The sequence below is a fragment of the Microbacterium sp. JZ101 genome, assembly GCF_053903175.1.
On record NZ_CP096400.1, the window covers coordinates 2,864,549 to 2,883,664 of the forward strand.

General features: G+C 74.0%; 13 protein-coding genes. 5 read left to right on the forward strand and 8 right to left on the reverse strand.

Annotated elements, in window-relative coordinates; genetic code table 11:
• The first annotated feature begins 66 nt into the window (after positions 1–66).
• Positions 67–1,053, forward strand: coding sequence for an o-succinylbenzoate synthase (locus tag M1D56_RS13330; RefSeq protein ID WP_456283823.1), 987 nt, complete (start codon positions 67–69; stop codon positions 1,051–1,053).
• Positions 1,054–1,322: 269 nt separating this feature from the next.
• Here M1D56_RS13330 and M1D56_RS13335 read toward each other — a convergent pair whose 3' ends face one another.
• The 4 genes from M1D56_RS13335 to M1D56_RS13350 form a co-directional block, all read right to left on the reverse strand.
• Positions 1,323–2,378 (reverse strand): hypothetical protein, encoded by a 1,056-nt coding sequence (locus M1D56_RS13335; protein ID WP_456283824.1) that lies wholly within the window; start codon positions 2,376–2,378, stop codon positions 1,323–1,325.
• Positions 2,375–4,255 (reverse strand): N-acetyltransferase family protein, encoded by a 1,881-nt coding sequence (locus M1D56_RS13340; protein ID WP_456283825.1) that lies wholly within the window; start codon positions 4,253–4,255, stop codon positions 2,375–2,377. Before M1D56_RS13340 ends, M1D56_RS13335 begins: the two co-directional genes overlap by 4 nt.
• A gap of 1 nt (position 4,256) precedes the next feature.
• Entirely contained in the window at positions 4,257–5,840 is a 1,584-nt protein-coding gene (locus M1D56_RS13345) for a phenylacetate--CoA ligase family protein (RefSeq protein ID WP_456283826.1), read from the reverse strand.
• Between the two features lie 80 nt (positions 5,841–5,920).
• Entirely contained in the window at positions 5,921–6,556 is a 636-nt protein-coding gene (locus M1D56_RS13350) for a TetR/AcrR family transcriptional regulator (protein WP_456283827.1), read from the reverse strand.
• 163 nt (positions 6,557–6,719) lie between these two features.
• Between M1D56_RS13350 and M1D56_RS13355 the strand changes: the two genes are divergently transcribed.
• From M1D56_RS13355 to M1D56_RS13365, 3 genes are read left to right on the forward strand one after another with little or no spacing between them, the layout of a single operon-like run.
• A complete protein-coding gene (locus tag M1D56_RS13355; protein ID WP_456283828.1) occupies positions 6,720–9,518 on the forward strand; it encodes an MMPL family transporter in 2,799 nt (932 codons plus the stop codon).
• A complete protein-coding gene (locus M1D56_RS13360) occupies positions 9,515–11,959 on the forward strand; it encodes a YhgE/Pip family protein (protein WP_456283829.1) in 2,445 nt (814 codons plus the stop codon). The genes M1D56_RS13355 and M1D56_RS13360 overlap by 4 nt, the downstream gene beginning before the upstream one ends.
• Before the next feature lie 57 nt (positions 11,960–12,016).
• Positions 12,017–12,460, forward strand: a complete 444-nt coding sequence (locus M1D56_RS13365; protein WP_456283830.1) for a YdeI/OmpD-associated family protein — start codon at positions 12,017–12,019, stop codon at positions 12,458–12,460.
• Positions 12,461–12,515: 55 nt separating this feature from the next.
• Here the strand turns inward: M1D56_RS13365 and M1D56_RS13370 are convergent, their stop codons facing one another.
• From M1D56_RS13370 to M1D56_RS13380, 3 genes are read right to left on the reverse strand one after another with little or no spacing between them, the layout of a single operon-like run.
• Positions 12,516–14,552: a PTS fructose transporter subunit IIABC gene (locus M1D56_RS13370; RefSeq protein WP_456283831.1), complete on the reverse strand. Its 2,037-nt coding sequence runs from the start codon at positions 14,550–14,552 to the stop codon at positions 12,516–12,518.
• Positions 14,553–14,593: 41 nt separating this feature from the next.
• Complete coding sequence (locus M1D56_RS13375) at positions 14,594–15,595, reverse strand: 1-phosphofructokinase family hexose kinase (protein ID WP_456283832.1); 1,002 nt, start codon at positions 15,593–15,595, stop codon at positions 14,594–14,596.
• A complete protein-coding gene (locus M1D56_RS13380; protein ID WP_324013996.1) occupies positions 15,592–16,371 on the reverse strand; it encodes a DeoR/GlpR family DNA-binding transcription regulator in 780 nt (259 codons plus the stop codon). Before M1D56_RS13380 ends, M1D56_RS13375 begins: the two co-directional genes overlap by 4 nt.
• 137 nt (positions 16,372–16,508) lie before the next feature.
• On the opposite strand from M1D56_RS13380, the gene M1D56_RS13385 reads away from it, so the two are divergent.
• Positions 16,509–17,951 carry a glycosyltransferase gene (locus M1D56_RS13385; RefSeq protein ID WP_456283833.1) on the forward strand — a complete coding sequence of 481 codons (1,443 nt, stop codon included), beginning with the start codon at positions 16,509–16,511 and terminating at the stop codon, positions 17,949–17,951.
• On the opposite strand, the gene M1D56_RS13390 is transcribed toward M1D56_RS13385, so the two are convergent.
• Positions 17,941–19,083, reverse strand: a complete 1,143-nt coding sequence (locus M1D56_RS13390) for an acyltransferase family protein (protein WP_456283834.1) — start codon at positions 19,081–19,083, stop codon at positions 17,941–17,943. The two genes, M1D56_RS13385 and M1D56_RS13390, sit on opposite strands and share 11 nt — an antisense overlap.
• Between the last annotated feature and the right edge of the window lie 33 nt (positions 19,084–19,116).

Here is a 19,116-nt window from a genome sequence, read left to right on the forward strand (position 1 = left end):
TTGCAATAGACACTACTGACTCGGGTCGCACACGCTGCGTCCCGCGGCGAGGCGCAGGATGGTCCCATGACCGCTCCGCTGCCCCCGCTCGCCGAGATCCTCGCGGGCACGCGCATCGTCTCGCTCCCGCTCGCGACGCGGTTCCGGGGTGTCGACCACCGCGAGGCCGCGCTGTTCGAGGGGCCGGAGGGGTGGGCCGAGTTCTCCCCCTTCCTCGAGTACGACGACGAGGAGGCGAGCACCTGGCTCGCGGCGGCGATCGACTTCGCCTGGAACCCGCAGCCCGCGGCGCATCGATCCTCGATCCCCGTCAACGCGACGGTGCCCGCCGTCGCCGCCGCAGACGTCGCGGCCATCCTCGCCCGCTATGACGGATGCCGCACCGCGAAGGTCAAGGTCGCCGAGCGCGGGCAGACGCTCGACGACGACGTCGCCCGCGTGAGGGCCGTGCGCGAGGCTCTGGGTGTCGAGGCGCGCATCCGCGTCGACGCGAACGGCGGCTGGAACGTCGACGAGGCCGAGCGGGCCCTCCACGCCCTCTCCGAGTTCGACCTCGAGTACGCGGAGCAGCCGTGCGCGAGCGTCGACGAACTCGCCGAGATCCGACGTCGTCTGCATGACTGGGACATCCCGGTCGCGGCCGACGAGAGCGTGCGGAAGGCGGCCGACCCGCTGCGGGTCGCCCGCGCGGGAGCGGCCGACATCCTCGTCGTGAAGGCGCAGCCCCTGGGCGGCACGAGGCGCGCCCTCGACATCGTGCAGGCGGCTGGGATCCCCGCGGTCGTCTCGAGCGCCCTCGACACGTCGATCGGCCTCGCGCAGGGTGCGGCCCTCGCCGCAGCTCTCCCCGACCTGCCATACGACTGCGGCCTCGGCACGGCCGCACTGCTCGCGGCCGACGTCGTCGATCCGCGCCTCGTCCCCTCAGGCGGCGCGATCCCCGTCACCCGGCCGGAGCCGGATCCCTCCCTCCTCGACGCGCACGGGGCATCCGCCGAGCGCGAGCAGTGGTGGCGCGCCCGTATCACCCGCTGCCACGCGCTCCTGACGTAGCGGACGCCGACTGCGACCCGAACCACACACCACCCCACCCAGGTCGCAACTCCCGTCCCCACAGGCGCCGATACCGACGCCAACCGCGACCCCAACCACACACCACCCCTCCCAGGTCGCAACTCCCATCCCCACAGACGCCGATGCCGACGCCAACCGCGACCCGGACCACACACCACCCCACCCAGGTCGCAACTTCCGTCCCCACAGGCGCCGATACCGACGGAAACCGCGACCCGAACGACGTCGCGGTCGCTCTGCGGACGAGATCAGCCGAGACGCGGCGAGCGCGGCGGCACCGCCATCGGCCGCCCGGCCGATGTGACGAAGAGCGGCACCGCGCGGCGCCCGAGCCCGAGCCGGTACTGCAGCTCGCCCTGGGCGAGTGCAGAGTCGAGCACCTCCGAGTGGGGCGCGAACGCGATGCCGCGCTCGGCGGCGAGAAGCCACACCCGCATGAGCGCGCGGCCGGCCTCGAACACCGTCTCCGCGGGCAGGCCGAGCGGCGAGTTGAGGATCCGCGTGAGCGCGGCGCCGGTGCCGAGGTCGAGCTCGTCCGACTCGACGACGAGCACGAAGTGGTCAGCGTCGGCGGCCTCGCCTGCGGCCTGCACCGGCACCTCGAGCAGCACGCGGCGCACGAGATCGCCGCCGATGCGCGCCACCCGGGCCGCGCCGTCGCGCAGCCGGCGGCGTCGCGTGAACCACACGGCGAGTGCCGCGAGGCGCGGCGGCAGGAGGAGCACGCGGTCGCTCAGCCCGTCGAGGTCATAGCGGGGGTGCTGCGGCGACAGCCTCAGCCAGGAGGCGAGCTCCTCCGCGACGCCGGGCCGGGTGAGCGTGTCGGCTGTGCCCAGTGCCGACAGCCGGCGCAGGTCGCCCGCGGCGATGGGCACGAGCCGGATCCACGGCGGCACGACGGCAGACGCCGCCTCGAGGAAGCCGGGCACGCGCCGCACGGCCCCGCGATACGTGAGCCGCCGATCCAGAGCCGTGCGCTGCACGGGCACCTCGCCACCGAGCGTGAGACGGGCGACGGGGTCGCGGCGCTCGGCGCGGACGATCACCGCGGGGTCCGCGAGGGCCGGCAGGGTCTGCACGTCGAGGGCGCGCCCGCGCGCACGCGCCGCGGCGACGGCGGCCTCGGTCCACGCGCCGAGCGCGAGCACGGTGTCGCGGCCCGTGGGGTCGCCCACGCGGAGCGTGCGGCCCTCCGCGACGCCCAGCTCGATCGCGTCCGAGCGGATGCGGGCGTCCCACGGCTGCGTGTTGTGCGCGGACGGCGCGCTCGACGCCGCCGCGACGATGTCGCGAAGATCGGTCATGACTCCTCCAGCCGGCGGCGGTAGAAGGCCGTCCCGTGCAGCGGACGGCCGCCGAGCCGCTCGATGGGTCGGGCCGAGGCCGCGTTCTCGCGCCCGATGTACGTCGTCCGCAGGGTGCGGTAGCCGCCCGCGCGGAGCCGCTCGGCGACGGCGCGCCAGAGGAGCCCGGCGATGCCCCGCCCCTGGCGCTCGGGCACGACGCCGTGGATGACGAGCACGGCGTCGCGGCCGCGCCCGCCGCGCAGCAGTCGAAGGGCCTCGCGCGGCCCGACGCGGCCGCCGGATCCTCTCAGCACGTCGACCGGGTCGGGCACGACGAGCACGAAGCCGACCGGCTCGCCCGTCCGCGCGTCCTCGGCGAAGAGCCACAGCCCGGGGTCCATGAGCCCGACGAGCCCGCTCGTCGCGTCGCGCATCTGCGCGCGCGAGATCTCGGTGTAGTACGGCAGCTGCGCGAAGGCGGCGTTGACGAGCGTCCGCAGCCGGGCCACGTCGCGCGCGAACCGCACACGCGACGCGCGCCGGATCCGGATGCCCGCGGCGGCGAGCTCCTCGGCCGACGGGCCGGATGGCGCGGGAGCGGCATCGAGGTCGGCGATCCAGGTGTCGGATGCGTTCCAGACCGCGAAGCCCGCCTCCTCATACACGCGCGGGACCCACTCGGGATTCCAGGCCCCGTCGAAGAAGCCGGGCTCGTCGAATCCGCTCGTGATCACCCCGCCGGTCTGGTTCGGCAGCAGCGAGACGGGGCCGATCACCTCGGCGCTGCCGTCGCGCCGCCCGCGATCCGCGATGAGCTCGAGCAGGGCCCGGAGGTCGTCGGGCGTCGCCGCCCACGTCGCCCCGAAGAGCGTCGCGCGCGTGCCGAGCTTCTCGTCGAGGGCGCGGTCGGCGTGGATCGTCGTGCGCCCCACCGTCTCGTCGCCGCGGCGTGCGAGGAGCAGCTCGGTGCGGCCATCCGCCGCCGCCGACCCGTCGAACCACGCGCGCACGACGTCCTCGAGGAGCGGCACCGCGAGGTGCGCGGGTTCGCCGCGGCGCGACACCGCGAGGAACTCCTGCAGCTGCGCCTCGGTCTCGACCCGCTCGAGGCGCAGCCGCTCCCCGTCCTCGCCGCCTGGGCCATCCGCCCGAACGCGCGCGGGCGCCTGCGCGGCCGCCGATGCCTGACGCGCGAGCTCGCCGCGCGAGGAGAAGATCCGGATGAAGCCGCCCGTCGCGTTGACCGTGTCGCGGACGATCCACTGCATGAGGTGGCGATGCTCCGGCATGCGCGCGAAGCGCATCATGTCGTCGCGCGTGCGATAGGTCGCGAGCGTGCCGAGCGTGAACGGCCACTCGGCGTAGACGCCGTGCCACACCGTGCCGGGCATGCGGTGCATCTTCGCGACCATGGACCACCAGTGCCGGTTCGTGGCGAGCCACGCGAGCGGATGGCGGTAGCGCGTCGCGCCGAGGAACATCGACTCCCCGTCGAAGATCGTCCAGCGACGCGGCTCGGGGCGACGGCGCTCCCGTCGCGGACGCCGCACCGGCCCGGCGATCTCGGGCGGCTCCCGGCCGTCGCGCAGCTCGGTGGAGACGGGGTGGAAGCGCTCGTTGTGCGCCATCCCGCCGTCCTCCGCGCGCCACACGCCGTTCGTGTAGCCGCGCGGCTCGGCCACGAGGAGCCGCACGCGCCCGCGGTGCGCGCGGGCGGCGGCCTCGGCGGCCGCGACCGACGAGAACAGGACGAGCTCTGCGCGGATCGACCCGTCACGCAGTCGGCGCCGCCACGTCACGCCGTCGCGGCGGCCCGCCGCGCACCGGCCCTCGGCGATCACGAGAGCGGCCGCGCGGCCCTGCACGGGGGCGCGGGAGAAGTCCTCGGTGAACACGTCAGTCCTTCACGAGGTAGACGTTCTTGATCTTGGACTCGCCGCCCGCGAACGGCCCCGTGCCGTGCGCGTGCACCTCGACGCGGATGTCGGCGGTCGTCGGGTCCTCCTCGAGCGACTGCGCGAAGTCGCGCGAGACCGCCTCGAGGTGCGCCACGATCCCGCCTCGCGCGGCCTGAGCGAGCTCGTCGCGCTCCGCCGCGCCGAGGGCCGCTCCCTCGCGCAGCTGCACATGCACGAGCGGGCGCTGCTCGTGCGCGCCGATGTCGACGAGCGCGAGCTTGAACGACTCGATCTGCGGCGCGAACCGGTTGTCCCGGTAGAGCCCGTTCTCGATGTCGATCGGATAGAGGTTCGCGCCCATGTACGAGATCGTGGAGTCCTTCCGCCCGAACAGGAAGAGGAACGGCAGGCGCATGCGCTGCACCGCGAACGCCCGGTGGAACGCGCGCTGCAGCTCGGGGTCGAAGGCGAGCGCGTCGAAGACCTCGGGGAGCGAGATGAGCTTCGCCTCGTCGCCGATGTTGTAGCGGAGCTTCGGGCTCATGACGGCGGTCGAGTTGAGCGTGACGACGAGCTCGCCGGCGCCGTTCACCTCGAGGAAGGTCTCGAGCGGGTTGTACTGGAACACCATCGGGATGCGCGTCTCATCGGGCCCCAGCAGCCGCTCGCGCACCCGCTCGTCGGCGTACATCGACCGCCGCAGCCACACCGCGACATCCGATTCCCCGCCCATCCCGATCGTGAGGTCGCTCGCGCCGTATCCCGAGTACACGCGTCCGAAGCAGACCTCGAGGTAGTCGCGCAGGCCCTCCGTCATGGCCTCGCCGCCGACGAACCCGTTCAGCTGGTAGTCGCGCCACGAGAACCACTCCTCGCGGTCGAGCCGGTCGCGGAGGTGCTTGAGGAACGGCGGGTACGCGCTCACGAGATACACGAAGCGCGGCCCGAAGTGGCGGATGGTGTCGACGATCTTGTCGAGGTCGGGTCCGGTGTTCTTCACCATGGCGATCTTCGACATCGCATGGCCGGTGTTCGTCCCCGTCGCCCAGGCGCCCATCGAGAACGCGTTGATGCAGAACAGCCGCTTCGAGCCGAACAGGAGCGTCACGTACCCCGCGACGTTGCTGTGGATGGTCTTCAGCTCGTGGCGGCCGCGCATCCAGTTGAACGGCGTGCCCGACGAGCCGGACGACTCGTCGACGACCGTGCCGATCGTCTCGATCTCGCCGTTCCAGCAGCGGTCGTCCTCCGAGTGCGCCGTGACGTAGCCGTGCTTGTCGGTCTCGGGGAAGCTGTCGAGCCGGAACCACCGGAAGCGGAACCCGTGCGCACGGAGGTGGCGCTGATAGGCCGGCACGTCGAGGTTCGCGAGCTGGCACATCATCCACGCGTTGAACCTCGCGAACCGCGCCATCCCGGGCTGGAAGTGCCGCGCCGTCCACCGCCAGACCACCGGATGGATGCGGTACAGCTCGTAGAGGTCGGTGATCGCCTTGGCCGAGAGCCGCAGGAGCGTCTGCCACAGAGCCGAGCCCGGCCCCTCGAGTCCGGCCGGCCCCGGGCCGCTGTGCCTGCGCGTCACGACGCCTCCCCCTCCGTCCGCGCCCGATGCGGACCCCTGGGCAGAAACCTAGCGCCCGGCGGCTCCTGTCTGAAGCACGGTCAGCACCGCTCGATGAGCAGCTGCACGACGCGGCCGACCTCCACGCTGCGCAGCTCGCGCGCGGCGTCCGCGTCGAGGCCCGCGATGGCCGCACGACCCGAGACGTCGCCCCACACGGCGAGGATGATGCGCGCGGCCTCGAGCGAGGTCACACGCAGCTCCAGCCGCTCGTTCTCGACGATCTCCTCGATGAGCTGGACGACCTCGTCGACCATCTCCTGCTCCTGCACCGCGTAGGCGACGGCGAAGTCGCGGTCGCGCATCGCGTGGAGATTGATCTCGTACATGAGGAGCGTGCTCAGCCGGTCGTCGCCGATCACGTCGAGGACCCGGATGATCGCCGCGACGTCGGAGGCCTCGACGCCGATCGTCGCGGCGACGTCGATCTCGGCGACACGCGCCCGCGCCGCGGCCACCCGGTCGCGGGCGACGACCTTCGCGAGCTCGAGGAACATCTCGTCCTTCGTGGCGAAGTTCGAGTAGAACGCGCCGCGGGTGTAGCCCGCCCGCTCGCAGATGCGCTCGACCGACGCCTCGCCGAGCCCCACCTCCGCGAACACCTCGGCAGCCGCCTCCAGCAGCCGCGCGCGCGTGTTCTCGCGGCTCCGCGTCCCGCTCCGCACCTCTTCTGCCACCTCGGCCTCCTCCCGCGGAGCGCGCCATCGGCGCGTCCCGCGCTGTTCACGATCTCACACCCGGGATTCAGCCCGGAATCCTGCTCGGTCGATTACGATACAGTCCTGTATCGGATACAGCGCTGTATCGAAGCCCGTCTGACGTGCCCCCGGAGGCGCCACCGTGTCCACTCTGCTGTTCTCGCTCGGCCGCTGGTCCTTCCGCCACCCCTGGCGCGTCCTCGGCGGCTGGCTGCTCCTCCTCGTCGTCGTGGGGGCGGGTGCCCTCGGCCTGAACCGCGGCTTCGACAACAGCTTCTCGATCCCCGGGACCGAGGGCCAGGAGGGCATCGAGCAGCTGAGCCGCACGTTCCCGCAGGTCTCGGGGACGGCCGCGCAGTTCATCGTCGTGGCCGCCGATGGCGACCGCATCGACGATGCGGCCTACCGGGAGCCGATCGAGGAGAAGGTCGATGAGCTCGCCGACTTCCCGGGGGTCGAGGCGACGACCTCGCCGTACAGCGAGATGGTCGACGGCCTCGTCTCCGACGACGGCGAGGCCGCGATCGTGCAGGTGCAGTTCACCGGCCAGAGCTCGACGATCTCCGATGAGACGAAGGACGGCTTCGCCGACGCCGTGCACGAGCTGCGCGGCGAGCTGCCCGACGGCGCGCGCGTCGCGCTCGGCGGCGACCTCTACGCGACCGAGCTCCCCGCCCTCTCGATCGTCGAGGCCGTCGGCGTCGTCATCGCGCTGCTCGTGCTCATCGTGACGTTCCGCTCGTTCGTCCTCGCTGGCCTCCCCCTCGGCATCGCCCTACTCGGCGTGGGCGTGTCGATGCTCGGCATCGTGGCGTCGACCGCGTTCGCGACCGTGTCGTCGACGACGCCGATGCTCGCCCTCATGCTGGGGCTCGCGGTCGGCATCGACTACGCGCTCTTCATCGCGGCGCGACACCAGGACCAGGTGCGCAGCGGCGTCGATCCCGAGGAGTCCGCCGCCCGGGCCACCGGCACGGCCGGATCGGCGGTGGTCTTCGCGGGCGTCACGGTGCTCATCGCGCTCGTGGGCCTGGGCTTCGCCGGCATCCCCTTCCTCACGACGATGGGCATCGCCGCCGCCGTCGCCGTCGCGGTCGCCGTGCTCATCGCGGTGACGCTCACGCCCGCCTTCCTCGGGCTCGTGAAGGGCCGAGCCGCCGGTCGGCCGCCCCGGGCCCGGCGCGCACGGAAGAGCGCGGCGGCCCCGGCGGATGGCGCAGAGCCGGCCGAGGACGCAGGCGCGCGCCCGGGGTTCGCGCTGCGCTGGGTGCGCGGAGTCACACGCCACCCCTGGATCACGACGGTCGCGGTCGTGCTCGGGCTCGGCATCGTCGCCATCCCGTCGGCCCAGCTCGGCCTCGCTCTGCCGAACGCGGGCGTGCTGCCCGAGGACAGCGAGGCGCGGCAGAGCTACGACCTCGTCGGCGAGCACTTCGGCGAGGGGTTCAACGGGCCCCTCATCCTCACCGGCACGATCGTGACGTCGGACGACCCGCTCGGCCTCATGGCGGACCTCGCGGACGAGGTCGAGCAGATCGACGGCGTCGCCCGGGTCGCGCTCGCAACGCCCAACGAGACCGCCGACACGGGCATCGTCCAGATCATCCCCGAGACCGGGCCATCCGACCCCGCGACGAGCGAGCTCGTGCGCGAGCTGCGCGCGCACCACGACGCGTGGCTCGACGAGTACGGCGTCGACCTCGTCGTGACGGGCTTCACGGCGGTCTCGATCGACATCTCCGACCGGCTCGGCGAGGCGCTCCTGCCGTTCGGCGTGTTCGTCGTGGGCCTCTCGTTCGTCCTGCTCATGATCGTCTTCCGCTCGATCTGGGTGCCGCTCAAGGCGACCGCGGGGTACCTGCTGTCGGTCCTCGCCGCCTTCGGCGTCGTCGCGGCGGTCTTCGAGTGGGGCTGGGGCGCCGACCTCCTGCACGTCGCGCGCACGGGCCCCGTGATCGCGTTCATGCCGATCATCGTCATGGGCGTGCTCTTCGGCCTCGCGATGGACTACGAGGTGTTCCTCGTCTCGCGCATGCGCGAGGACTACGTGCACGCGGCGCGGCGCCGCGGTCGCACGCGCGAGGTGGCGGTGGGCGCGATCCACACGGGCTTCGCCGCCTCGGCCCGCGTCGTGACGGCCGCCGCGGTCATCATGTTCGCGGTGTTCGCGGCCTTCGTCCCCGAGGGCGACAGCAGCATCAAGCCGATCGCGCTCGCGCTCGCCGTGGGCATCGCCGTCGACGCGTTCCTCATCCGCATGACGCTCGTGCCCGCGGTCCTCGCGATCCTCGGACGCCACGCCTGGTGGATGCCGGCGTGGCTCGAGCGCGCCCTGCCGCACTTCGACATCGAGGGCGAGGCGGTCGAGCGCGAACGCGAGCTCGCCGACTGGCCGGAGCCCGGCTCGACGGCGGTCGTGGCCGCAGAGGGGCTCGTCATCGCCGACGGCGACCGCGCACTCGTGTCCGGCGCCGATCTGCGGGTCGACCCCGGCGAGGCGCTCGTCGTGACCGCGGACGACCCGGCCCGATCGCGTGCCGTGCTGCTCGCGATCGCCGGCCGCCTGCCGATCGCCGACGGCCGCCTGCGCGTCGCCGGCCATCTCCTGCCCGGACGCGGGGCCTGGGTCCGCGGCCATGTCGGCGTCGCCCTCCTCGACGGCGCGGACGACCCGGCCGCCGACCTGCGCGCCGCGCTCTCCGGCGCGACGCGGCTCGTGGTCGTGGACGGCCTCGACACGCTCTCTCCCGCGACCGGCGACCAGGTCGCGGCGCTCCTGCGGGATGCCGCGCACGCGCAGGACCCGACCGCGCCGCTCACGGTGGTCGCCGCGGCGCGCGACTCCCGGGCGGCCCTCGCCCTCCTCGCCGCCGCGGGCTTCCCCGATGGCGGCACCGCAGACATCCGCACGCCCGACGAGACCCTCGAGGTGACCGCATGACGCCCTTCCGGCCATCCGCAGACCGCAGCCGCGTGCGCTGGCTCGCGGTGATCGGAGCGCTCGCGCTGCCCGCCCTGCTCGGCGGCGTGCTCGTGTCGGCGCTCGACGACCCGACCGCGCGACTCGGCAACATGACGGCCGCGATCGTGAACGACGACGACGGCACCGAGATCGACGGTCAGACCGTGCCGCTCGGCCGCCAGCTCGCCGCGGGGCTCGTCGAGGGTTCCGACGACCTCGACAGCAACCTCGACTGGGTGCTGTCGAACGAGGACGACGCCGAGGAGGGCCTCGCGGACGGCACGTACCAGGCCGTCGTGACGATCCCCGCCGAGTTCTCGGCCGCGGCGATGTCGTCGGCGCAGTCGCTCTCGGGCGAGGACGAGAAGCCGGAGCAGGCGCTCATCGAGGTCACGACCGCCCCCGACGCCCGGGTCGTCGACGGCGCGATCACGAGCGAGATCGCCGCGGTCGCGGCATCGACGCTCGGCACGACGCTGTCGGAGTCGACGCTCGAGAACGTCTTCGTCGGCTACACGACGCTCGGCGACCAGCTGGGCGAGGCGGCCGACGGCGCCCACGCGCTCGCCGACGGAGCGACGCAGGCGCAGGACGGGGCGACTCAGCTCGCCGACGGCGCGACGCAGGCGCAGGACGGGGCGATGCAGCTCGCGAACGGAGCAGATCAGGCGCAGGATGGCGCCGTCCAGCTCGCGAACGGAGCCGGAGCGGCCCGCGACGGCGCGACGCAGCTCGCCGATGGAGCAGGCGCCGCGCAGACCGGCGCGACGCAGCTGGCCGACGGGGCGACGCAGGTCGCGGACGGCATCGGCCAGCTCGGCACGGGCGCCGGCGACCTCGCGAACGGCGCCGACCAGCTCGCGACCGGAGCGACCGACGCCTCGGCCGGCGCGACCCGGCTCGCCGACGGAGCGGGCGCGCTCGCGGACGGGGCGACCCAGCTCGCCGCCGGCATCCGGCAGGCGCAGGATGGCGCCGCGCAGATGCAGACGCAGCTGTCCGACGGGGCGGCGGCCCTCACCGCGAGCGGACTCGTGCCCGACGATCTCCTCGCGGCCGCGAGCGGAGCGGCGCAGGCGACGACCGGCGTCTCCGACGGCCTGGACGCCCTCGTCGCGGGCTGCGCGGCCTCGGGAGCGGCGGCGGAGTACTGCGCGCAGCTGTCGGCGATCGCGGGAGCCGCAGACCAGGCCGAGCAGGCCGCGGCCGGCACCTCGGGCGGCCTGTCGGCGTTCGACGCGCAGGCCACGGCGCAGATCGCGGGGCAGCTGCAGGAGGCAGCGGGCGGCGCGGGCGCTCTCGCCGGCGACGAGGGCCTGGGCGCCCTCGCGACGGGTGCCGACGAGCTCGCGTCGGGCGCGAGCGAGCTGCAGACCGGGACCGGCGCGCTCGCCGACGGGGTCGCGCAGCTCGCGGGCGGCGCCACGCAGCTGGGCGACGGCGCGCGCCAGCTGCAGGGAGGCGCGGCCCCGCTCGCGGATGGCGCGACGCAGCTCGCCACGGGAGCGACCGACCTGTCGGGCGGCATCGGGCAGCTCGCCGACGGCGCGACCGACCTGTCGGACGGCATCGCGCAGCTCGCGACGGGCGCGGCCGATCTCGGCAGCGGCATCGGGCAGCTCGAGGACGGCGCGACCGACCTCGGCGGCGGCATCGGGCAGCTCGCCGACGGCGCGACCGACCTCGGCGACGGCATCGGCGAGCTGGGGTCGGGAGCGACCACGCTCGGCGACGGGCTGGATCAGGCGACCGAGGCTCTCCCCTCGTACACCGACGAGGAGGCCGCCGACCTCGCCTCGGCGGTCGCGGACCCGGTCGCCTCGAGCGCGTCCGATCTCGAGCTCTTCGGCGCCTCGGCCATCCCGCTCCTCATCGCGGCCGTGCTGTGGTTCGGCGGTCTCGCGACGTTCCTCGCGCTGCGCCCCATCGCCGGCCGGACGCTCACCTCGCGCCGCGCATCGGTCCTGCTGGCGGGCGGCGGACTCCTCCCCGCAGCGAGCATCGGCGCCGCGCAGGGCGTGCTCGTCGCGGGCGTCGTGCAGCTCGCGGCGGGCTACGAGGCGTCGACCTTCTGGGCGCTCCTCGGGCTGAGCGCGCTCGCGGGCGTGGCGTTCGCCGCCGTGCACCAGGCGCTCGTCACGATCCTCGGTGGGGCGGGCCGCTGGATCGCGGCCGTGGCCGGAACGCTCGCGATCGCCACGGGCATCGTGTCGACGACCCCTGGCGTGCTCGGCGACCTCGCCGCGGCCCTGCCCACGGCCCCGGCGCACCGCGCCCTGCTCGCGGTCATCTCCGATGCGCCGGGTGCTGGCGCCGCGATCGCCGGGCTCGTCGTCTGGGCGGTGCTGGCGTTCGCGGCGACCTCGATCGCGGTCGCCGCGCAGCGCACGGTGTCGGCGCGCGCCCTGCTCGCGAGCTGAGCCGAATGCAGGGCGCGACGCATCCGAACGCGGATCCGAGGCCGCTATCGTGACCGCATGAACGCCCTGCAGCTGCACACCACCATCCATGCGCGCGGGCCGGCCGCGGCCATCCTGCTCTCGGACGAGCAGGTGGCCGCGCTCGGCTCGGTGAAGAACCCGCCCGTCGTCGTGACGATCGGCGACCGGGCCGCACGGCTGCGCATCGCGCGGATGGGCGGCGAGAACATGCTCGGGCTCAGCAAGGCCGCGCGCGCCGAGCTGGGCGTCGAGATCGGCGACGAGGTCGAGGTCGAGATCGCCCTCGACGCGGCAGAGCGCACGGTCGAGGTGCCGCCCGCGCTCGCCGAAGCGCTCGCGGCGGATCCTGCAGCGAAGGTCGCATTCGACGCGCTCGCGTACTCGCGCCGCAAGGAGATCGCCCGGTCGATCGCGGAGGCCAAGCAGGAGGCGACGCGCGACCGCCGCCTCGAGAAGGCGCTCGCCGAGCTGCGGGGCTGATCGACAGCACGGCGCCCCATCCGACGAGCGGATGGGGCGCCGTGCGCCGCGCGGATCAGGCGATCGCGACGGCCTCCTCGAGGGCCGGTGCGGGAGCGTCGGTGCGGCGACGCGCGAACCGCTTGAGGAGCACGACCGCGAAGGCCGTGACGACGGTGCCGGCGACGAGCGAGAGCGCGAAGCCCCAGATCGGGTCGATCGCGAACCACACGAACAGGCCGCCGTGCGGGGCGCGCGAGCCGACCGAGAACAGCATCGAGAGCGCGCCCGTGACGGCCCCGCCGAGCATCGAGGCGGGGATGACGCGCAGCGGGTCGGCCGCCGCGAACGGGATCGCCCCCTCCGAGATGAAGGACAGGCCCAGGAGCCACGCGGCCTTGCCGTTCTCGCGCTCGGGCGCCGTGAACGCCTTGGGGGCGAGGACGGTCGACGCGAGCGCCATGCCGAGCGGCGGCACCATGCCGGCGGTCATGACCGCGGCCATGATGAGGTACGGCACGCTGTTGCCCTCGGTCGCCGTTCCCAGGCCCGCGACGGCGAACGCGTACGCGACCTTGTTCACGGGGCCGCCGAGGTCGAAGCACATCATGAGGCCGAGGACGATGCCCACGACGACGATGAGGCCGGACTCCGCGAGCCCGTTGAGGCCGTCGGTCATGGCGCTCATGAGCGCCGCGATCGGCCAGCCGAGGAACAGGATCATGAGGCCCGACGCGAAGATCGAGCCGAGCAGCGGGATGATCACGACGGGCATGAGGCCGCGCAGCCAGCGCGGGACGCTGAGCGAGCCGAGCCACCAGGCCGCGAGCCCGGCGAGCACGCCGCCGACGATGCCGCCGATGAAGCCCGCGCTCATGAGCACGGCGACCGAGCCGGCCACGAAGCCGGGCGCGATGCCCGGGCGGTCGGCGATCGCGAACGCGATGTAGCCCGCGAGCGCTGCGACGAGGAAGCCCATCGAGATGCCGCCGATGGAGAAGAAGACGGCGCCGAGGTATCGGAAGAGGCCGCCCTCCGGCAGGTTCCACAGGGCGTTCCCGAGGACGATGTCCTGGGCGTTCTCGTTGATGTCGAACCCGCCGAAGAGGAACCCGAGCGCGATCAGGAGGCCGCCGCCCGCGACGAACGGGATCATGTACGAGACGCCCGTGAGGAGCACGCGCTTGACCTTCGCGCCGAACGACTCCTTCTGCGCTGAGGCGGCGGCGGTCGACGCCGCCGCGCTTCCGCTCACGCGCTCCGCCGCCGGGTCGACCGCGGCCTTCGCGGCCGTCTCGATGAGCTCGGCGGCGTGCTCGATGCCCGCCTTCACCGAGCGCCGCACGACGGGCTTGCCGGCGAAGCGCTCGGGCTCGCGCACGTCGACGTCGACCGCGAAGATCACGGCGTCCGCCTGCGCGATCGTCTCGGCGTCGAAGCGGTCGAAGCCGCTCGAGCCCTGCGGCTCGACCGCGAACTCCACGCCCGCCTTCTTCGCGGCGGCGGCGAGCGCGTCGGCCGCCATGTACGTGTGGGCGATGCCGGTGGCGCACGCGGTGACCGCGACGATCCGCACGGGACGCCCGTCGATCTGCCGTCCGCCGTCGGCGGGAGCCGCCGGCGTCGGCGCCGCCGCGACCGGCTCCGCGTCGGCAGCTCCGTCGCCCTCGCCGATCGCGTGACGGACGATCGCGACGGCCTCATCGGCGTCCTTCGCGCCGCGCAGCGCGGCGAGGAAGTCCTCGTCCATGAGGTGCCGCGCGAGCGTGGAGAGCACGGCGAGGTGCTCCTCGGCGGCGGTGTCGGGCGCGGCGATCATGAAGACGATGTCGCTCGGGCCGTCGAACGAGCCGAAGTCGACGCCCGGCGAGAGCCGCGCGAAGGCGAGCGAGGCCTGGGTGACGGTCGCGCTCTTGGCGTGCGGGATCGCGATGCCTCCCGGCAGGCCGGTCGCGTCGGTCTCCTCGCGCGCCCACGCGGCGGCGAAGAGCTCCTCGGCGTCGCGGGCGCGGCCCTGCGCGACGAAGCGCGCCGAGAGCGAGCGGAGCACGGCTTCCTTGTCGGCTCCGAGATCCTCGTCGAGGCTGACGAGCTGGGGGGTGATGGTGGACACGGTGCCCTCCTGGATGGGTGCGGTGCGGGATTCGGGTGCGCTCAGTCGAGCGCGCGGACGGGGATGTCGCCGGTTGGGAGATCGGCGGGGGTCGCCAGGCGCGTCCCGGGCAGGGCCGCGGTCGCGGAGCCGTAGCGGACGGCGGTGCGGAGCCGCTCGGCGGGGGCGGCCCCGGCCCGGTCGGCGAGCAGGTAGCCGGCGAGCGAGCTGTCGCCCGCTCCGACGGTGCTGAGCACGTCGACGCCCGCCGGGATGCCGGCGTGCCAGACGCCGTGCGCGTCGACGAGGATCGCGCCGTCGCCGCCGAGCGTCACGAGGGCCGCGCGGACCGTGCCGGGCACGAGCTCCCGCGCGAGGCGCGCCGTGGCGGCGATCGGGTCGGCCTCGACCTCGCGGACGAGACGCGACTGCAGCGCGGGCCGGTCGACATCCGGCGCCGAGAGGTCGACCGCGAGCTGCACGAGCTCGTCCTCGTTGGGCTTGATGAGGTCGACGGCGCCGATCTCGTCGGCCTGGGCGAGCACGGTCTCGAGCGCGGGCCCGGTCGCGTCGACGGCGATCCGCGGCGGATGTGCGACGCGGGAGCGCACCGCGCGGATGACGGTCGCGTAGAGGCCGCCGGGGGCGCCCGCGGGCAGCGAGCCGCACAGGGCGAGCCAGTCGGCGCCGTCCGAGGCCGCGACCACGGCGTCGACGAGCGCGCGGAGCACGTCGTCGCCGAGCGGGGTGCCCGCGAGGTTGATCTTCGTCGTCTCGCCGGCGGCATCCGTCAGCGCGATGTTCGCGCGGGCGTGCGCCGTCGTCGGCACGGCGCGGATGGCCAGGGTCGGGTCGAGCAGCGCCGCGAACGGGTCGTCCGCGGCGAGCGGCAGGACCGCGAGGGTCTCGACCGCGGAGCCGTGGAGCACGCGGGCGACGTTGACGCCCTTGCCCGCGGCGTCCTCCTGCGCGGAGGAGGCCCGGTGCACCTCGCCCGGCACGAGGGCGCTGTCCAGCGCGATCGTGCGGTCGAGCGCCGGGTTGGCGGTGAGCGTGACGATCATGCGACCCAGACCTCCGTTCCCGCGTCCTCGAGCGCCGCGGCGAGCGCCGCGTCGGGGGCGCGATCGGTGACGAGCACGTCGAGCTGGTCGAGCCTCGCGAAGCGCTGGAGCGACTCCTCGCCGAACTTCGACGCATCGGCGAGGACGACGACGCGGCGCGCGGCGCGCACGATCGCGCCCTTGACATCGGCCTCGTCGGGATCGGGGGTGCTCGCGCCGAATGCGGCCGACAGGCCGTTGACGCCGACGAAGGCGATCTCGGGCCGGAGGGACGAGATCGCCTCGACCGTCCGCGCGCCGACCGCCGCTCCGGTCACGCCGCGGACCCGTCCGCCGATCGCGGAGAGGGCCACCCCCTCGCTCGCGCTCAGGGCGGCGGCGATCGCGACCGAGTGCGTGACCACCTCGACCCGCGCTCCGCCGAACCGGGCGGGAAGCAGATCGGCGAGCGCCGCGGTGGTCGTGCCCGCGTCGAGGAGGACGGAGCCCGTGAACCCGGAGGGCAGTGCGTCGAGCGCACGCTGCGCGATCCGCCGCTTGGCGACGCCGTGGCGGCCGACGCGCTCCCTGAGGTCGGTCTCGGCGAGGCTGCCGCGGTCGGCGGGAACCGCGCCGCCGTGGACGCGGCGGAGGACGCCGGCCTCCTCGAGGACGGCGAGGTCGCGGCGCACGGTCTCGGTCGTGACGCCCAGGCGCTCGGCCAGATCGGCGACCGCGACGCGGGCGTCGGCGAGCAGCGCCTGCTCGATGAGCTCTCTGCGCTCCGTTGCGTACATGCGACATCCTCCTTCGGATTCCCACACAATACAACCGAAACCCACACAAAGCAACAGAGTTGTGGATCCGCTGGCAGACCGTCCGCCACACGCGCAATCCCCTGGGACCGCTGAGGCCGCCGACTTAGGCTCTCCGGATGCTGCACCTCCGCCCGATGCTTCCCCGCGGGCGTCAGTACGCGCTCACGTGGTCGGTCGACGACACGTGGGGCGGGATGACCTCCGCGATGCTCCACCGCAGCCGCGCGTTCGTGCGTCTCGCCGACCGGCCGGTGACCGTGCTCACGTTCGATCCGGACCCGGACTACCCGGCCAGGGAGGAGCGTCTGCGGCGCGAGGGCATGATCGTCGATGGGATGGCCCTTCTCAATCTGTGGGACTGGCTGCGCGAGAACCCCCTGCCCGGCGGCTCCCTCCGCCCCGACCGGCACCCGTTCACGCCGCTCGCGACCCTGCCGCCGCGTGACGGCGAGCGGCTGTCCGAGCGGCGCCGGGGCGACATCGTCCTCAGCCGCGTGCGCGCATCAGAGGGCGGCGAGATCCTGCAGACCGACCACTTCCGCGCGGACGGCTCGCTGCTCCTCTCGGAGCGCCGGGATGTCGCCGAGCGCGGGACCCCGGGCGGGAAGTCCGTCGTCCTGTGCGACGGCGACGGCGAGCCGGTGCGGTCGTGGGGCCGCATCGCGCACCTCTACCGCGCGTGGCTCGACGCGCTCACCGAGGATGAGCCGTCGTACCTCGTCGTCGACAGCAAGACCGTCGCACGCTGGGCGATGGACTACCGCCGCCCGCACGCGGTGACCATGCACGTCGTGCACGCGTCGCATCTCGTCGGACGCCGGCGGCCGATGGGGCGCCTGCGCGAGTCGCGGAGGCCCGTGTTCGAGAACCTGGACGCGTTCGACGCCGTCGTGCTCCTCACGCGGCGCCAGCGCGACGACGTCGTGGCCCTGCTCGGCGAGCACGCGTGCCTGGACGTCGTGCCGAACGGGCGCGACCTGCCCGAGGCGCCGCCGCTCGAGGGCCGGCCGCCCGGCGCCGGCATCATGCTCGCGAGCCTGACCCGACGCAAGCGCATCGCGCACGCCATGGCGGCCGTCCGCGCCGCCCGCTCCGCGGGCCTCGACGTCGAGCTCGACGTGTGGGGCGAGGGCGAGGACCGCGCGAGCCTCGCCCCGCTCGCCGACGACGGCATCCGGCTGCGCGGGTACGCGCCCGACGCGGCCGCGCAGCTCGAGCGCGCCTCCTTCCTGCTGTCGACGTCCACCTCGGAGGGCTTCCCGCTCGTCCTCATCGAGGCGCTCGCCGCGGGCTGCGTGCCGATCGCGTACGACGTCCCCTACGGGGCGGCCGACATCATCCGCGACGGCGAGAACGGGTTCCTCGTTCCCGCGGGCGACGAGGAGGCGCTGGCCGCCGCGGTCGCGCGATTCGTCGGAGCGTCAGAGGAGGAGCGGATGCGGATGCGCCGTGCGGCCGTCGAGAGCGCGCAGCGCTTCTCCGACGAGGACGTCACCCGCGCGTGGGGACAGGCGATGCGCCGCGCGCACCGCAGGAAGCACCGCCTGCTCAGGCGGTGACGCGGGTGAACGCGCGCTCCGCGCGGCGCCCCGCCGCGCGCGCGGCACGGTGGGAGGGCCGCTCGACGCCGCGGTGGAAGAGCCACCCGACCGCGAGGCTCAGCGGGACGCCCGCGAGGGCGACCAGCGCCCAGTTCTCGTCGCCCCACGCGAACGCGAGCGTCGCGAGGATCGGCGCGTGCACGAGGTAGAGGCTGAACGAGATGTCGCCCAGCCAGCGCAGCGGGCGCGTCTGCAGCACGCGCTCGGCGAGCGGTGAGCACACGGCGAGCAGGATGAGCCCTGCCGCGCCCGCGCCCGCGAGACCCCACAGCGCCTCCCCCAGCGTGCTCGACGGCGGCACGAGCGGGCGCGTCCACCACGACGCGATGAGCAGCAGCCAGGAGGCGGCGAAGAGCGCGAGCCACAGGATGGGCCGCGGCCGACGCCGCGCCCACGCGGTGATCTCGTCGAGGCGGACGGCGATGAGGCAGCCGAGCAGGAACGTCGGCAGGTAGACGAGCGCGTCGAGGTCGAAGGGCCGCTCGTCGAGCACCCGACCGGCGACCATCGCCGCGATGCACGCGACCGCGGCCGGCCAGGCCCAGCGCCGCAGGAGCAGCGCGACGGCCGCGAACACCGGCAGCAGCACGCTGAAGACGATCTCCCAGCGCAGCGACCAGAGCGTGTTCACCGTGTCGTATGTCACGGGCATGAGGGTGGCCTCGTCGAACGCGAGCGCCCAGTCGGGGAAGGTGATGTTGGCGTTCACGATCCAGACGTCGGGCGTCACCCGGGCGGGGTCGCGCGGGATGGCCACGACGAGAAGGACAGCGAAGAGGATGGCCGCCCACACGGGCAGGTAGAGGCGCACGAGTCGCGAGACGAAGTAGCCGGGCCACGAGAACCCCGCGCGCAGCGCAGGGAGCGTCACGACGAGGCCCGACAGCACGAAGAACACCTGCACCGCCTCGGTTCCCGCGAACCCCAGCTTGAGGGGCGACTCGGTCGCCGTCTCCCAGATGAGGCGGGCCGTCCCGTCGTCGGCGAACGGCCGGGCGATGAGGCTCGCGTGGTAGAGCACGACGACGAGCGCGGCCGCTCCGCGCACGCCGTCGAGCGCGTGCAGTCGTGCGGGTCGGGGCGCGGCCATCCGATCAGCCTAGGCAACCGAGCGGGGCGCGGT

Coding starts and splice junctions, on each gene's coding strand:
- M1D56_RS13330 (WP_456283823.1), top strand. CDS start 67: ATGACCGCTCCGCTGCCCCCGCTCGCCGAGATCCTCGCGGGCACGCGC.
- M1D56_RS13335 (WP_456283824.1), bottom strand. CDS start 2,378: ATGACCGATCTTCGCGACATCGTCGCGGCGGCGTCGAGCGCGCCGTCC.
- M1D56_RS13360 (WP_456283829.1), top strand. CDS start 9,515: ATGACGCCCTTCCGGCCATCCGCAGACCGCAGCCGCGTGCGCTGGCTC.
- M1D56_RS13365 (WP_456283830.1), top strand. CDS start 12,017: ATGAACGCCCTGCAGCTGCACACCACCATCCATGCGCGCGGGCCGGCC.
- M1D56_RS13375 (WP_456283832.1), bottom strand. CDS start 15,595: ATGATCGTCACGCTCACCGCCAACCCGGCGCTCGACCGCACGATCGCG.
- M1D56_RS13380 (WP_324013996.1), bottom strand. CDS start 16,371: ATGTACGCAACGGAGCGCAGAGAGCTCATCGAGCAGGCGCTGCTCGCC.
- M1D56_RS13385 (WP_456283833.1), top strand. CDS start 16,509: ATGCTGCACCTCCGCCCGATGCTTCCCCGCGGGCGTCAGTACGCGCTC.
- M1D56_RS13390 (WP_456283834.1), bottom strand. CDS start 19,083: ATGGCCGCGCCCCGACCCGCACGACTGCACGCGCTCGACGGCGTGCGC.